This is a genomic window from Mycolicibacterium sp. TUM20985 (assembly GCF_030295745.1).
Taxonomy (GTDB): Bacteria; Actinomycetota; Actinomycetes; order Mycobacteriales; family Mycobacteriaceae; genus Mycobacterium.
Genome location: NZ_AP027291.1, coordinates 3302677 through 3317817, shown reverse-complemented (window position 1 = coordinate 3317817; position 15141 = coordinate 3302677). Strand labels below are relative to the sequence as shown.

At 68.3% G+C, this 15141-nt stretch carries 16 protein-coding genes; 13 read left to right on the top strand and 3 right to left on the bottom strand.

Annotation, left to right across the window (positions count from 1 at the left end):
- Positions 1-77: 77 nt before the first annotated feature.
- Positions 78-617: a TspO/MBR family protein gene (locus tag QUE68_RS16205; protein WP_284235805.1), complete on the top strand. Its 540-nt coding sequence runs from the start codon at positions 78-80 to the stop codon at positions 615-617.
- Positions 618-639: 22 nt separating this feature from the next.
- On the opposite strand, the gene QUE68_RS16200 is transcribed toward QUE68_RS16205, so the two are convergent.
- Positions 640-1242: a B-4DMT family transporter gene (locus QUE68_RS16200; RefSeq protein ID WP_284227109.1), complete on the bottom strand. Its 603-nt coding sequence runs from the start codon at positions 1240-1242 to the stop codon at positions 640-642.
- 33 nt (positions 1243-1275) lie between these two features.
- On the opposite strand from QUE68_RS16200, the gene QUE68_RS16195 reads away from it, so the two are divergent.
- The 5 genes from QUE68_RS16195 to QUE68_RS16175 all read left to right on the top strand — a co-directional run bounded on the left by QUE68_RS16195 (position 1276) and on the right by QUE68_RS16175 (position 4403).
- On the top strand, positions 1276-2367 hold the full coding sequence (locus QUE68_RS16195; protein ID WP_284235806.1) for an aminopeptidase P family protein: 1092 nt from the start codon (positions 1276-1278) through the stop codon (positions 2365-2367).
- 21 nt (positions 2368-2388) lie between these two features.
- Positions 2389-2952, top strand: a complete 564-nt coding sequence (gene efp, locus QUE68_RS16190; protein WP_284227106.1) for an elongation factor P — start codon at positions 2389-2391, stop codon at positions 2950-2952.
- 33 nt (positions 2953-2985) lie between these two features.
- On the top strand, positions 2986-3465 hold the full coding sequence (gene nusB, locus QUE68_RS16185; RefSeq protein ID WP_284227105.1) for a transcription antitermination factor NusB: 480 nt from the start codon (positions 2986-2988) through the stop codon (positions 3463-3465).
- The gene (locus tag QUE68_RS16180) at positions 3465-4007 is read left to right on the top strand and encodes a hypothetical protein (RefSeq protein ID WP_284235807.1); all 543 of its coding nucleotides are present in this window, start codon (positions 3465-3467) and stop codon (positions 4005-4007) included. The genes nusB and QUE68_RS16180 overlap by 1 nt, the downstream gene beginning before the upstream one ends.
- 144 nt (positions 4008-4151) lie before the next feature.
- Positions 4152-4403: a hypothetical protein gene (locus tag QUE68_RS16175; protein ID WP_284227103.1), complete on the top strand. Its 252-nt coding sequence runs from the start codon at positions 4152-4154 to the stop codon at positions 4401-4403.
- 2 nt (positions 4404-4405) lie between these two features.
- On the opposite strand, the gene QUE68_RS16170 is transcribed toward QUE68_RS16175, so the two are convergent.
- Positions 4406-5614 carry a serine hydrolase domain-containing protein gene (locus QUE68_RS16170; RefSeq protein ID WP_284235808.1) on the bottom strand — a complete coding sequence of 403 codons (1209 nt, stop codon included), beginning with the start codon at positions 5612-5614 and terminating at the stop codon, positions 4406-4408.
- Positions 5615-5727: 113 nt separating this feature from the next.
- On the opposite strand from QUE68_RS16170, the gene pyrR reads away from it, so the two are divergent.
- The 7 genes from pyrR to pyrF all read left to right on the top strand — a co-directional run bounded on the left by pyrR (position 5728) and on the right by pyrF (position 14563).
- Positions 5728-6300, top strand: coding sequence for a bifunctional pyr operon transcriptional regulator/uracil phosphoribosyltransferase PyrR (gene pyrR / locus QUE68_RS16165; RefSeq protein ID WP_284227101.1), 573 nt, complete (start codon positions 5728-5730; stop codon positions 6298-6300).
- A gap of 28 nt (positions 6301-6328) precedes the next feature.
- A complete protein-coding gene (locus tag QUE68_RS16160; RefSeq protein WP_284227100.1) occupies positions 6329-7279 on the top strand; it encodes an aspartate carbamoyltransferase catalytic subunit in 951 nt (316 codons plus the stop codon).
- A complete protein-coding gene (locus tag QUE68_RS16155) occupies positions 7276-8604 on the top strand; it encodes a dihydroorotase (protein WP_284227099.1) in 1329 nt (442 codons plus the stop codon). The genes QUE68_RS16160 and QUE68_RS16155 overlap by 4 nt, the downstream gene beginning before the upstream one ends.
- Positions 8601-9101 (top strand): PH-like domain-containing protein, encoded by a 501-nt coding sequence (locus QUE68_RS16150; protein WP_284227098.1) that lies wholly within the window; start codon positions 8601-8603, stop codon positions 9099-9101. The genes QUE68_RS16155 and QUE68_RS16150 overlap by 4 nt, the downstream gene beginning before the upstream one ends.
- Positions 9098-10225: a glutamine-hydrolyzing carbamoyl-phosphate synthase small subunit gene (carA, locus tag QUE68_RS16145; protein WP_284227097.1), complete on the top strand. Its 1128-nt coding sequence runs from the start codon at positions 9098-9100 to the stop codon at positions 10223-10225. The genes QUE68_RS16150 and carA overlap by 4 nt, the downstream gene beginning before the upstream one ends.
- 178 nt (positions 10226-10403) lie before the next feature.
- Positions 10404-13751 (top strand): carbamoyl-phosphate synthase large subunit, encoded by a 3348-nt coding sequence (carB, locus tag QUE68_RS16140; RefSeq protein ID WP_284235809.1) that lies wholly within the window; start codon positions 10404-10406, stop codon positions 13749-13751.
- Positions 13748-14563 (top strand): orotidine-5'-phosphate decarboxylase, encoded by an 816-nt coding sequence (pyrF, locus tag QUE68_RS16135; RefSeq protein WP_284235810.1) that lies wholly within the window; start codon positions 13748-13750, stop codon positions 14561-14563. Before carB ends, pyrF begins: the two co-directional genes overlap by 4 nt.
- Before the next feature lie 61 nt (positions 14564-14624).
- Here pyrF and QUE68_RS16130 read toward each other — a convergent pair whose 3' ends face one another.
- A complete protein-coding gene (locus QUE68_RS16130) occupies positions 14625-14978 on the bottom strand; it encodes a hypothetical protein (protein WP_284227094.1) in 354 nt (117 codons plus the stop codon).
- Between the last annotated feature and the right edge of the window lie 163 nt (positions 14979-15141).

The following is a 15141-nucleotide window of genomic DNA, read 5'->3' as shown; positions in this document are numbered from 1 at the left end:
AGTCACTCGGAAACGGAGCTAGTTTTACCAACGCCGGGCCTCCGTCCGCTCGAACCCCCGTAACGAAGGAGATTGGGATGACCGACGTCCGCACCAAGGAATCAAGGCGCTACCGGTGGTGGCACGCCGCCGCCGTCGGAGTGGTGGCCAACGTCGCCAGCGCACTTCCGGCGGGCTACAACGGAGACGGAGACTTCTACGCCTCGCTGCGCACCCCGCCCGGCGCACCTCCGGGGTGGGTCTTCGCGCCCGTGTGGGCGGCGAACAACACGCTCACACTGGTGAGCAACCTGCGGATCGCGAACCTGCCGGAGGAGACTCCCGGCCGTCGCCGTGCCCTGGAAGTCGAGGCCGCCAACTGGATGCTCTTCAGTTCATTTGCCGGAATGTTCTTCGGTCTGCGCAGCCCGATCCTCGCTGCGGCCAACACGATGGCGGGGTTCGCGCTGACCACTTACAGCGTCCGCGCCACCGCCGCACTGGATCGGCGCGCGGCGTGGGCCCTCGTACCGCGCCTGGCGTGGCTCGGGTTCGCCTCCTACGTGTCCACCTCGATAGCGGTGAAGAGCCCAGACCGGCTGTTCGGATACCGCCCGGGGCGGTCCGACCGCGTCTAAGCCGTGCGCCGGGGACGGAAGGTTAGCGCCGTTCCTCGGGCTTGGTCTCGAGAGCTTCGGTGGTCGTGCTGGACCCGGCATCAGCCGTCGACGCCGGAACCGTCACGCCCTCGTCGCGGTCGCCGCGGTCGCCGCGGTCGTCGTGCACGGCCGCGAAGACGTCGGTGTCGGCCCGGTCACCATCGCTGCGCCGCTGGATCGGGGGAGCATTGCGGTCGACGAGTCCGCGACCCAGCGCCACGCCGGCGATGGCGAAGACGAACATCAGCAGCGCCGTGAACGCGGCGAACGTCGTGATCTCGTTGAGCAGACCCTGCGCATAGAGGTTCTCGTAGAACAGCGAGATGAACCACGCGACGAAGCCGGAGACGATGCCGGCGAACAGGCCGGCCAGCAGCCACGTCATCGCCAGGTCGCTACGACGGTCGGGGTCGGGGTTCGCGTTCGCGTCGGCGCGGCCGTCGATCACACCCCAGATGAAGGCCGCGATCGCGAACACGGCAACCAGCAGGATGCTGATGTACAGCGCCTGGCTTTCCATCATGTTGATCAGGGCACCCTGAAGCAGCCGGACGACGACCATCAGCGCAGCGAACACCAGTCCGCGCAGCAACCACTTACTCATGAGGGCACACCCTAGCGAGTACCGTCATGCGCTGTGACGATTTCCCAGCGCAGGGCTCGCGTGCGTCGCAGACTGGCCGCCGCCGATTTGGATGCAATGCTGGTAACGGACCTGGTCAACGTGCGTTATCTGGCTGGATTCACCGGTTCGAACGCGGCGTTGCTGATTCGGGTCGACGACGAGAAGCCCGTGTTGGCGACCGATGGCCGGTACCGGACGCAGGCCGCGGAGCAGGCACCGGACGCGGAGCTCGTCATCGAGCGGGCCTGCGCGCCCCATCTGGCGGCACTGGCGGCCGGCACCGGGGTGCGGCGGCTGGGTTTCGAGAGCCACGTAGTGACGGTCGACGGACACGCCCTTCTGATGAAGGAGGCGAACGGCGTCGAGCTGGTGCGGGCCGCCGGTGCCGTCGAGGCCCTGCGGGAGGTGAAGGACGCCGGTGAGGTCGCCCTGCTGAGGTTGGCCTGCGAGGCCGCAGATGCCGCGCTCGCGGACCTGGTCGCCGCCGGTGGGCTGCGGCCGGGTCGGACGGAGCGGGAGGTCGGCCGGGACCTGGAGTCGCGGATGCTCGACCACGGCGCCGATGGCGTGTCGTTCGAGACGATCGTGGCCGCGGGGGCCAACTCGGCCATCCCGCACCACCGGCCGACCGACGCCGTGCTCGCTGCGGGTGACTTCGTGAAGATCGACTTCGGTGCGCTCGTCGCCGGCTATCACTCCGACATGACCCGGACGTTCGTGCTGTCGCCCGTCGCGCAGTGGCAGCGCGACGTCTACGACCTGGTGTCCACCGCCCAGCGGCTCGGGCGGGAGGCCCTCGCCCCGGGCGTGTCCCTGTCCGGCGTGGACGGCGTGTCGCGACAGCACATCGCGGACGCGGGTTTCGCCGAGAACTTCGGACACGGGCTCGGCCATGGCGTCGGCCTGCAGATCCACGAAGCACCGGGAATCAGCGCATCGTCCGCCGGTACACTGCTTGCTGGCTCCGCGGTGACCGTGGAGCCCGGCGTCTATCTGCCCGGCCATGGCGGCGTCCGCATCGAGGACACGCTGGTCGTGGGCAGTGATGATGCACCCACACCCGAGTTGCTGACCCGGTTCCCCAAGGAACTGGCGATTCTCTAGAAGGCTAGGAGTAGTACCCCCGTGGCATCGACCGCCGACTTCAAGAATGGGCTCGTCCTGCAGATCGATGGCCAGCTGTGGCAGATCACCGAGTTCCAGCACGTCAAACCGGGCAAGGGTCCGGCGTTCGTGCGCACCAAGCTCAAGAACGTGCTGTCCGGCAAGGTCGTGGACAAGACGTACAACGCAGGCGTGAAGGTCGAGACCGCGACCGTCGACCGCCGCGACACCACGTACCTCTACCGCGACGGTAGTGACTTCGTGTTCATGGACGCCCAGGACTTCGAACAGCACCCGCTGCCGGAGTCCCTGGTCGGAGATGCCGCGAATTACCTGCTCGAGGGCATGCCGGTGCAGGTCGCTTTCAGCGAGGGCGCACCGCTGTACCTGGAACTGCCGGTGACCGTCGAACTGATCGTGTCCCACACCGACCCTGGTCTGCAGGGCGACCGCTCCAGCGCAGGCACCAAGCCGGCCACCATGGAGACGGGCGCCCAGATCAACGTGCCGCTGTTCATCAACACCGGTGACAAGCTCAAGGTCGACTCCCGCGACGGCAGTTACCTCGGTCGCGTGAATGCCTGAGCCGGGGCGAGCGAAGCGCAGCGGAGCGACGGGATGAGTGACCGTCGCGGGGACCGCGGCCGCCACCAGGCCCGCAAACGTGCCGTCGACCTGTTGTTCGAGGCGGAGGCCCGCGGGCTGACCCCCGCCGAGATTGCCGACGGGCGAACGTCGTTGGCGGAGACCGACTCCGAGCTGTCGACGCTGAACCCGTACACCGTGACCGTCGCACGAGGCGTCACCGAGCACGCCGCGCACATCGACGACCTGATCTCGGCTCACCTGCAGGGCTGGACGCTGGAACGCCTCCCCGCCGTCGACCGGGCGGTGCTTCGGGTCGCGGTGTGGGAGCTGCTGCACGCCGACGACGTGCCCGAGCCGGTGGCCGTCGATGAGGCCGTGGAGTTGGCCAAGAGCCTGTCCACCGACGACTCGCCGGGGTTCGTCAACGGTGTGCTCGGCCAGGTGATGCTGGTGACCCCCCAGATCCGCGCCGCCGCGGCCGCCGTCCGGAGTACCCCCGAGGGAGCCTGATGGCGGCACCGCAGGATTGGGCGCCCTACAGCACACTCGACCAGGCCGCCAGGGTCTACCTGCGGGATCCGGAACTGGCGCTCGACCAACTGCGGGCGCTGGTCGAATTCTCCGCGATCAGGTCGTTCGTCATGTCCCGCGGCACCAGCGAGGACGCCTGGGGCGAGGCCGTGTGGCAGGAGATCCTGCTCACCGACGGTCGTCGTCTCATCATGTGGCGGGCGGACGACGAACTGCTGACCGAGGCAGATGAAGCGCCCCGGCGCCTGCTCAACGCGTCGGCGCGGACCATTCTGCTGTCGACCATCACCGACCACATCCTCACCACCGAGTTCGAGGTCCTCGACGACGGCACCCGCAGGCTCGCCGAAGTCCGCCTGCGGATGTACACCCAGCTGTTGACGCGGACACGGCAGAAGTCCGCGGTCGACACCGACCTGTTCTGCGAGTCCTTCCGGTTCACCAAGACGGTCGACGACGGCGGCCTGGCTCAAATGCAGCGGCTGCTGCAGTTCGGCCGGGTGTTGTCCCGGTCGATGTGAGGTTCACCCGCCGGGTGCGTCGTCCGTTGTGCGCCCACGTATTTCCGCGAAGGCGTCGGGGGCCCGGTCCGCAGACCCAGTACTCGAGCAGGACGCGGTGGCCAACTGCTGCTTAGCGGTGCTCGGGGAGGGAACACCCCGGTCATGACGATTCAAGGTGATGACGTACGCAAGCTGCTCGACGCCGACGAGGACGCCATTCTGGTGCTGATCGAGGGCCGGGTCGAGGTCGTCGGTCCCAGTGCCCTCCACGATGATGCGCATCGGGGTGCGTGGGAGGTGATCTCACGCGTAGAGCTGTTGGAGCGCACCGGCGCCGGGAGTGACCTAGCCGACGACGACGTCGCCAGGCAGGCGGCGATCCTCGATGCCGAGGTGTCCGAACTCGGCGGCTGAGGCTACGACTCCAGCGCCTGATACGTGCGGCGGACGAACCGCGGCTGCGCCGCCTGCAGCTTCGCCAGTGAGGTGTTGCCGGCCACCGCGGCGGCGGCAGCGTCCGGGCTGAGATCGGGCAGGTTCTGGATGAGGTACAGCATGATCAGATCCGCGGCGGGATCGGCCTGCCACCACGTGCCGTACGCCCCGGGCCAACTGAACGTGCCGACTCCGCCCGGCCCGTATAGCTGACGCGACTGTGCGGCATCGGTGACGACGGACAGGTTCAGGCCGAAGCCGCGGCTCCGCCAGAACGGCATCCCCAGGAACGGTTGGGTCCGCTGCTGGTCGGTCAGTCTGTCCGTCCGCATCAGCCGCACCGATTCCTCGGAGAGCACCGTGACGCCATTCACCGAACCCTCGCCGAGCAGCATGCGGGCGAACGCGAGGTAGTCGTCGGCCGTCGACCAGAGGCCGGCCCCGCCGGTGCAGAACGTCGGGAGGGTCACCGGCGCCGGGCTCATGACGTCGTCCCGCAGGGTGCCGGTCTCGTCGAGCTGGTACATCGTGGCGGCTCGTCGGCGCCCTTCGTGGCTCACCTTGAAACCGGTGTCGGACATGCCGAGAGGTCCCAGGATGCGGGTCGCTAGCACGTCGGCCAGTGGTTCGCCCGCGATCCGGGACAGCGCGATCCCCAGCACGTCGGTCGCGTGGCTGTAGGTCAGCCGATCGCCGGGCTGGTGGGCCAGCGGCAGCCGGGCGAGTTCGGCGAGCCAGCGGTCCTGGTCCTGTCGGAACATCAGCGTGCCGTACGCCCGGCCCAAGGGCGGCCCGACCGAGAACGCGTAGGCCAGGCCGCTGCGGTGGGTCATCAGATCGTCGAACGTGATCGGCCGTCGCAGGGGCACCGTGGTCTCGAGCGGTCCCGTCGGGTCCGCCATCACCCGGACGTCGGCGAGCTCGGGCAGCCACTGCGCGACGGAGTCCCCGAGGGCGAAGGCGCCTTCCTCGACCATCGACATCGCCGCCGCGACCGTGACCGGCTTGGTCATCGAGGCGATCCGGAAGATGGTGTCGCGCTGCATCGGTAGCCCCGCGTGGACGTCACGGTGGCCGAGTTCGTTGACCTGCAACACCCGGCCCGCCTGCCACACCATCGTGACGGCGCCCGCCAGCAAGCCGGCGTCGATGGCGTCGCGGATGGACGCCTGGTTGTCGTCGAGTTTCACCGGGTCAGCCTAGTGGGGGCCTCGGGTGATTCCGCCGGGTGCTAAGCTGCCGCGGAAGTTCGACGTCCTTTAACGATCCGTCCCGAGAGGCGGAGAAGGAGGTCCAGGTTGATATGGCTGCACCCAGCCCCGACCGGGAATTGATGTCCGCCGCCGACGTGAGCCGGACCGTCGCCCGCATCGCTCATCAGATCATCGAGAAGACCGCCCTCGACGCCGTCGATGCGCCCCGCGTGATCCTCCTCGGCATTCCGACCCGCGGGGTTACGCTCGCCGCCCGCCTGGCGCTCAACATCACCGAGTTCTCCTCGGTCCCGGTCTCCGCAGGGGCGCTCGACGTCACTCTGTACCGCGACGACCTCAACTTCAAGCCACCGCGTCCACTCGAGGACACCTCGATCCCCGAGGGTGGAATCGATGACGCGGTAGTGGTTCTCGTCGACGACGTGCTCTATTCCGGGCGTACCGTACGAGCCGCACTCGACGCGCTCCGGGACGTCGGTCGCCCACGCGCGGTGCAACTCGCGGCGCTCGTCGATCGGGGTCACCGCGAGCTTCCCTTCCGCGCCGACTACGTCGGCAAGAACGTGCCCACCTCCCGCAACGACAACATCAAGGTGCTGTTGACCGAAGACGACGGCCGCGATGGCGTGCTGATCGCCTCGCACGGCGGGCCGGTGCGATGATGAGCGCTTGCGCGAAGAGGAGACTGCCATGACCCGGCACCTGCTCTCTGCGGCCGACCTCAGCCGCGACGAGGCCACCGCGATCCTCGACGACGCCGACCGGTTCAGCAAGGCCCTCCTAGGCCGAGAGGTCAAGAAGCTGCCGACGCTGCGCGGGCGGACGGTCATCACGATGTTCTACGAGAACTCGACCAGGACCAGGGTGTCGTTCGAGGTCGCGGGCAAGTGGATGAGTGCCGACGTCATCAACGTCAGCTCGTCGGGATCATCGGTGGCCAAGGGCGAGTCGCTGCGCGACACCGCGCTCACCCTGCGCGCCGCCGGCGCCGACGCGCTGATCATCCGGCACCCGGCTTCGGGTGCGGCACAACAGCTTGCGGAGTGGACGCGTGAGGCCAACGACTCCGGTCCCAGCGTGATCAACGCCGGTGACGGGACCCACGAGCATCCGACGCAGGCGCTGCTCGACGCGCTGACCATCCGTCAGCGGCTGGGCTCCATCGAGGGCAAGCGGGTCGTGATCGTGGGCGACGTGCTGCACAGCCGGGTGGCGCGCTCCAATGTGCTGCTGCTGTCCACCCTGGGCGCCGAGGTGGTGCTCGTCGCGCCGCCCACCCTGCTGCCCGTGGGCGTCGAGACGTGGCCGGTCACGGTGACTCATGACCTCGACGCCGAACTGCCGGGCGCCGACGCGGTGCTCATGCTGCGCGTGCAAGCCGAGCGGATGAACGGCGGCTTCTTCCCGTCGGCGCGGGAGTACTCGGTGCTCTACGGGCTGTCGGAGAAGCGGTCGGCGAAGCTCGCCGACCACGCGGTGGTACTGCACCCCGGGCCGATGCTGCGCGGCATGGAGATCGCGTCCTCGGTGGCTGATTCGCCGCAATCGGCGGTTCTGCAACAGGTTTCCAATGGCGTCCACGTCCGGATGGCGGTGCTGTTCCATCTTCTCGTCGGTGCTGGCTCAGAGGTGAATGCATGAGTGTCCTCATTCGGGGTGTGCTGCGCTACGGCGAGGGTGACCCCATCGACGTCCTGGTCGACGACGGGCAGATCGCCGCGCTCGGATCCGATCTGGCCGTTCCCGATGACGCCGAGGTGATCGACGCCCGCGGCCAGGTGTTGCTGCCCGGCTTCGTCGATCTGCACACCCATCTCCGCGAGCCGGGCCGGGAGTACGCCGAGGACATCGAAACGGGTTCGGCGGCAGCAGCTCTGGGTGGCTACACGGCGGTGTTCGCGATGGCCAATACCGACCCCGTCGCCGACAGTCCCGTCGTCACCGACCACGTCTGGCACCGCGGCCAGCAGGTCGGCCTGGTCGACGTGCACCCGGTTGGTGCGGTGACCGTGGGTCTGAAGGGCGCTCAACTCACCGAGATGGGCCTGATGGCCGCCGGGGTGGGCCGGGTGCGGATGTTCTCGGACGACGGCATCTGCGTGCACGACCCGCTGATCATGCGGCGGGCGTTGGAATACGCTAGCGGCCTGGGCGTCTTGATCGCCCAGCACGCCGAGGAGCCGCGACTGACGGTCGGCGCAGTCGCCCACGAGGGCCCCAACGCGGCCCGGCTGGGGTTGGCCGGCTGGCCGCGATCGGCCGAGGAGTCGATCGTCGCGCGTGACGCCATCCTCGCCCGTGACGCCGGAGCGCGCGTCCACATCTGTCATGCCTCCACCGCAGGCACCGTCGAGTTGGTGAGATGGGCCAAGGCGCAGGGCATTTCGATCACTGCAGAGGTGACGCCGCATCACCTGCTGCTCGACGACGCGCGACTCGAGTCCTACGACGGTCGCAACCGCGTCACCCCGCCGCTGCGCGAGGCCTCCGACGCCCTGGCGTTGCGGCAGGCCCTCGCCGACGGTGTGATCGACTGCGTCGCCACCGATCACGCTCCGCACGCCGAGCACGAGAAGATGTGCGAGTTCGCGGTCGCCCGGCCGGGCATGCTCGGGCTGCAGACCGCGCTCTCCGTCGTCGTCGAGACCATGGTGCAACCGGGTGCGATGACGTGGCGCGACGTCGCGCGGGTGATGAGCGAGGCCCCCGCGAGCATCGTCGGACTTCCCGATCAGGGTAGGCCGCTGGAGGTGGGCGAGCCCGCCAACCTGACGGTCGTCGACCCCGACGCCACCTGGACGGTGAGCGGAGCCGACCTGGCCAGCCGGTCGGACAACACCCCGTACGAGTCGATGACCCTGCCCGGGGTCGTGACGCTGACCCTGTTGCGCGGCAAAGTGACTGCGCGAGACGGGAAGAGCCCACCGGCGGGCGGGAGCGAAGCGGCTGGGGGAGCAGCGCCGTGAACACCCCTACCCTGATCGCCCTGCTGATCATCGCTGCGCTGCTGGCGCTGCTCATCGCGTTCTTCATCCGGCAGATGATGCGGGGCTGGCTGCACCGGGCTCAGCGACAGGCGGAGATGATCGGCGCACTGCCGCCGCTGCCCGACACCGTGGGACCTGCGATCGTCCCCGCCACCAAGGGGTTGTACGTCGGGAGCACGATCGCTCCGAGCTGGCAGGACCGCATCGCCGTGGGGGACCTCGGCTTCCGCAGCAAGGCGGTGTTGACGCGCTATCCGGAGGGAATCATGGTGCAGCGCACGGGTGCCGGACCGATCTGGATTCCGGACGAGTCGATCACCGCGATCCGCCGCGAGCGGGGCATCGCCGGGAAGGCATTGACCCACGACGGCATCCTCGCGATCCGCTGGAAGTTGCCGTCAGGCACCGAGATCGACACCGGGTTCCGCGGCGACGACCGCCGCGAACTCGACAACTGGGTAGAGGAGGCTGCATGAGTGGCGCAAAGGCGGTTCTCGTCCTCGACGACGGGCGGTCCTTCACCGGCACCACGTTCGGCGCCGTTGGTCAGACGCTGGGGGAGGCGGTGTTCTCCACCGGGATGTCGGGCTATCAGGAGACCCTGACCGACCCGAGCTACCACGGCCAGATCGTCGTCGCGACGGCCCCGCAGATCGGCAACACCGGCTGGAACCGCGAGGACGGCGAAAGCCGCGACGACAAGATCTGGGTCGCCGGGTACGCCGTGCGCGACCCGTCACCGCGGGCCTCGAACTGGCGCGCCACCGGCACCCTCGACGACGAACTGGTCCGGCAGGGCATCGTCGGGATCGCGGGCATCGACACCCGCGCCCTCGTCCGCCACCTCCGCACCGCCGGGTCGATGAAGGCGGGCATCTTCTCCGGCGACGCATTGGCCGATACCGACGAACTGCTGAATCGGGTGCGCAGCCAGCGCTCGATGTTGGGTGCCGACCTCGCCGGCGAGGTGAGCACCGACGCGGCCTACGTCGTCGAACCCGATGGACCGCAACGCTTCACGGTCGCGGCAATCGATCTGGGCATCAAGACCAACACGCCGCGGAACTTCGCCCGGCGAGGCATCCGGACCCATGTCGTGCCGTCGAACACCACCTTCGAGCAGCTGACCGCGCTGCAGCCGGACGGGGTGTTCCTGAGCAACGGCCCCGGCGACCCGGCGACCGCGGACCACGTCGTCGAGGTGACGCGCAACGTGCTGGAGGCGGGAATCCCGCTACTGGGAATCTGTTTCGGCAATCAGATCCTGGGCCGCGCGCTGGGCCGCTCGACGTACAAGATGACCTTCGGCCACCGGGGCATCAACGTGCCGGTCATCGACCACATCACGGGCCGCGTCGCGATCACCGCGCAGAACCACGGATTCGCGCTCGAGGGCGAGGCGGGCGAGGAGTTCGACACGCCATTCGGCCGAGCCATCGTCAGTCACACCTGCGCCAACGACGGCGTCGTCGAAGGCGTCAAACTGCTTGAAGGAAGGGCGTTCTCGGTGCAATATCACCCCGAGTCGGCGGCGGGACCCCATGACGCCGAGTATCTGTTCGACCAATTCGTCGATCTGATGGCCGGGGATGAAGCCTGATGCCCACCTCCGCGAGCGTGCGTGTCTGCGGTGCGACACGCGGCATTGAGGCCGAGAATCCGCACGGTCGTCATCTCGACGGCCGCCTCGGGACCGCAACGAGCGTGCGCGATCTCCGATTCAAGAGCGGCGTGTCGGCCGCAGACACGCACGCTCGCGGGAGCAGGGGGGAGAGCTAATGCCACGTCGCGAAGATCTCAAGCACGTGCTGGTGATTGGGTCGGGGCCGATCGTCATCGGCCAGGCCTGCGAGTTCGACTACTCGGGCACTCAGGCCTGCCGCGTGCTGCGCGCCGAAGGCCTGCAGGTCAGCCTGGTCAACTCGAATCCGGCGACCATCATGACCGACCCCGAGTACGCCGACAACACCTACGTCGAGCCCATCACGGCCGCGTTCGTCGAGAAGGTCATCATCCAGCAGGCTGAGCGCGGCAACAAGATCGACGCCCTGCTCGCCACGCTTGGCGGCCAGACGGCCCTCAACACGGCCGTGGCGCTCTACGAGAACGGCGCCCTCGACCGTCACGGTGTCGAGATGATCGGCGCGGACTTCGACGCCATCCAGCGCGGTGAGGACCGGCAGAAGTTCAAGGACATCGTCGCCAAGGTCGGCGGCGAGTCGGCGAAGTCACGGGTGTGCTTCACGATGGCGGAGGTGCGCGAGACCGTCGAGGAGCTCGGCCTGCCCGTCGTCGTTCGCCCCTCCTTCACGATGGGCGGCCTCGGCTCCGGCATGGCGTACAGCGTCGAGGACGTCGAGCGGATGGCCGGCGACGGTCTCGCCGCGTCGCCGACGGCCAACGTGCTGATCGAGGAATCCATCTTCGGGTGGAAGGAATTCGAGCTCGAGCTCATGCGCGACCACCGCGACAACGTGGTGGTGGTCTGCTCGATCGAGAACTTCGACCCCATGGGCGTGCACACGGGTGACTCGGTCACCGTCGCACCGGCGATGACGCTGACCGACCGCGAGTACCAGACGATGCGCGACCTCGGCATCGCGATCCTGCGCGAGGTCGGCGTCGACACCGGCGGCTGCAACATCCAATTCGCGGTCGACCCGGCCGACGGCAGGCTCGTCGTCATCGAGATGAATCCCCGCGTCTCGCGCTCCAGCGCCCTGGCGTCGAAGGCCACCGGGTTCCCGATCGCCAAGATCGCCGCCAAGCTCGCGATCGGCTACACGCTCGACGAGATCGTCAACGACATCACCAAGGAGACCCCGGCCTGTTTCGAGCCCACGCTCGACTACGTGGTCGTCAAGGCGCCGCGGTTCGCGTTCGAGAAGTTTCCGGGCGCCGACCCCACGCTGACCACCACGATGAAGTCGGTCGGCGAGGCGATGTCGTTGGGCCGCAACTTCATCGAGGCACTCGGCAAGGTCATGCGATCGCTGGAGAACCCGGGCCGCGGCGGCTTCTGGACCGGTGAGGATCCCGACCTGTCGGTCGACGAACTGTTGACGAAGCTCAGGACGCCGACGGATGGCCGCCTGTACGACATGGAGCAGGCGCTGCGGCAGGGCGCGACCGTCGAACAGGTGGCCGCGGCCTCCGGAGTCGACCCGTGGTTCGTCGACCAGATCAACGGCTTGGTGGCGCTGTGGACCGACCTTCGCAGTGCGCCCGTTCTCGACGAGGACCTGCTGCGCACCGCCAAGCACAACGGGTTGTCCGATCGCCAAATCGCGGCGCTGCGGCCCGAGCTGGCGGGCGAGGAAGGCGTTCGGACGCTGCGGCGTCGGCTGGGGATCCACCCCGTCTACAAGACCGTGGACACCTGCGCTGCGGAGTTCGAGGCCAAGACGCCCTATCACTACAGCACCTACGAGTTCGATCCCGAGGCCGAGACCGAGGTCGCCCCCCAGACCGAGAAGCCCAAGGTGCTGATCCTCGGGTCGGGACCCAACCGCATCGGTCAGGGCATCGAGTTCGACTACAGCTGCGTGCACGCCGCCACCACCCTCAGTGAGGTCGGCTTCGAGACGGTCATGGTGAACTGCAATCCCGAGACGGTGTCGACCGACTACGACACCGCCGATAGGTTGTACTTCGAACCGTTGACGTTCGAGGACGTACTCGAGGTGTACTACGCCGAATCCGCCTCCGGTGAAGGCGGTCCCGGTGTGGTGGGGGTGATCGTCCAACTGGGCGGACAGACCCCGCTCGGCCTGGCTCAGCGTCTCGCCGACGCCGGCGTGCCGATCGTCGGCACCAGCCCGAAGGCGATCGATCTGGCCGAGGATCGCGGGGAGTTCGGCGAGGTGCTGCGCAACGCCGGGTTGCCCGCCCCGCGGTTCGGCATGGCGACGAGCTTCGAGCAGGCCAGGCACATCGCCGCTGACATCGGCTATCCGGTGCTGGTGCGGCCGTCCTACGTCCTCGGCGGGCGCGGTATGGAGATCGTCTACGACGATGAGACCCTGCGCGGCTACATCACTCGCGCCACTCAGCTCTCGCCGGAGCACCCCGTGCTGGTCGACCGCTTCCTCGAGGATGCCATCGAGATCGACGTGGACGCCCTGTGCGATGGCGCGGAGGTGTACATCGGCGGCGTGATGGAGCACATCGAGGAGGCCGGGATCCATTCGGGCGACTCGGCATGCGCCCTACCGCCGGTGACGCTGGGTCGCCAGGACATCGCGGCGGTCCGCCACGCCACCGAGGCCATCGCTCACGGTATCGGCGTGGTCGGCTTGCTCAACGTCCAGTACGCGCTGAAGGACGACGTGCTCTACGTTCTCGAGGCCAATCCGCGGGCCAGCCGTACCGTGCCGTTCGTGTCGAAGGCGACCGCCGTACCCTTGGCGAAGGCATGTGCACGAATCATGTTGGGCGCCACGATCGCTGAACTCCGCGAGGAGGGAATCCTCGCCGCGGTGGGGGACGGCGCCAGCGTCTCGCCCAACGCTCCGATCGCGGTCAAGGAGGCGGTCCTGCCCTTCAACCGGTTCCGCAAGGCGGACGGCTCGCAGGTCGATTCGCTGCTGGGACCCGAGATGAAGTCGACGGGCGAGGTGATGGGCATCGACCGCGACTTCGGTACGGCGTTCGCGAAGAGCCAGACCGCGGCCTACGGCTCACTGCCCGCCGAGGGAACGGTGTTCGTCTCGGTGGCCAACCGCGACAAGCGCTCGCTGGTGTTCCCCGTCAAACGGCTCGCCGATCTGGGGTTCCGCGTGCTCGCCACCGAGGGAACCGCGGAGATGTTGCGGCGCAACGGGATCCCCTGCGACACGGTGCGCAAGCACTTCGAAGAACCGAGCCCCGACCGGCCGGCGATGTCGGCTGTCGAGGCCATCCGGGCCGGTGAGGTCGACATGGTGATCAACACGCCCTACGGAAACTCCGGTCCCCGCATCGACGGGTACGAGATCCGTTCGGCGGCAGTGGCGATGAACATTCCGTGCGTCACCACGGTGCAGGGGGCATCGGCCGCGGTGCAGGGCATCGAGGCGGGTATCCGCGGTGATATCGGCGTCATGTCGCTGCAGGAGCTGCACAGCAGGCTCGGCGCGTCGACGTGACCGGATTCGGGGCGCGCTTGGCGGCTGCGATGGCCGCCCGTGGGCCACTGTGTCTCGGCATCGATCCGCACCCCGAACTGCTGACGTCGTGGGGGCTGCCGGTCGACGTCGACGGGCTCAGTGCGTTCTGCGACGTGTGCGTCGAGGCGTTTGCCGGCTTCGCCGTCGTCAAACCGCAGGTGGCCTTCTTCGAGAGTTATGGCGCGGCAGGGTACTCCGTGCTGGAGACGGCCATCGCCGAGCTGCGCGATGCCGGAGTCCTGGTGCTCGCCGATGCCAAGCGCGGTGACATCGGTTCCACGATGGCCGCCTATGCGGCGGCGTGGGCGGGTGACTCGCCGCTGGCCTGCGACGCCGTGACGGCGTCGCCCTACCTGGGGTTCGGCTCGCTTCGGCCGCTGCTCGACACGGCAGCAGAGCACGGCCGCGGAGTCTTCGTACTGGCCGCCACGTCCAATCCAGAGGGTGCCAGCGTGCAACTCGCCGAGTCCGACGGTCGCACGGTCGCACAGTCGATCGTCGATGACGTCGCGCACGAGAACCGATCTGCGGCAGCGGGTTCGGTCGGCGTCGTGGTGGGTGCCACCCTCACCGACGTGCCCGACCTGAGTGACGTCGGCGGGCCGGTACTCCTGCCCGGTGTGGGCGCGCAAGGCGGTCGGCTCGACGCCCTCCGCGGTCTCGGCGGGGCGGCGGCGGGGACGCTATTACCGGCGGTATCCCGTGAGGTGTTGCGGGCCGGTCCCGACGTCGCCGCCGTGCGCGCAGCGGGGGAGCGCATGCGCGACGCCGTCGCCTACCTGGCCGGCTAGCGCGACCGCACACGGCGGGCCACCGTGCCGGTGACCCGCCGCCGCGTCGTCCGGTGTCGGCTTACAGCGGGATCCACATGCCCAGGAACCAGAAGCCCCAGCCCGCACCGTTTCCGGCGGCCATCGGCGTGACCTGCTGGCCGTTCCAGTTGAACGGCTGGTGGTCCTGACGACCCTGGTCGACGCCGCGGCCCTGCCAGTTGACGGGTGCGTTGCCCGGTCCGTTGTTGTTGCGTGGCCCGTTGCCGTTGCCGTTGCCGTTCGGATGCTGATTCTGTCCGCACTGCGGTTGGTTCGGCGCGTTGCACTGTTGTCCTGGATCTGCTGCTGCCGTGCCGAGGCCGACGCCGAACAACCCGGCAAGTCCGACTCCTGCGGCCAGCGTCGACGCATAGGCGGCTCGCTTGAAGGTCATCAGTGTCTCTCCACTCATCGTGTGTGAGGCGCGAGTTCGCCTCACAAACGAAACACTAAGCGGGGCAGATGGGTTGGCCATGTGACCGAAGTGGGCGCTGGCTGTGCGTTCGGCAACGAAACGGAACCGGTTCGCTCACAGACGGTTACGGGGCAGGTGAATC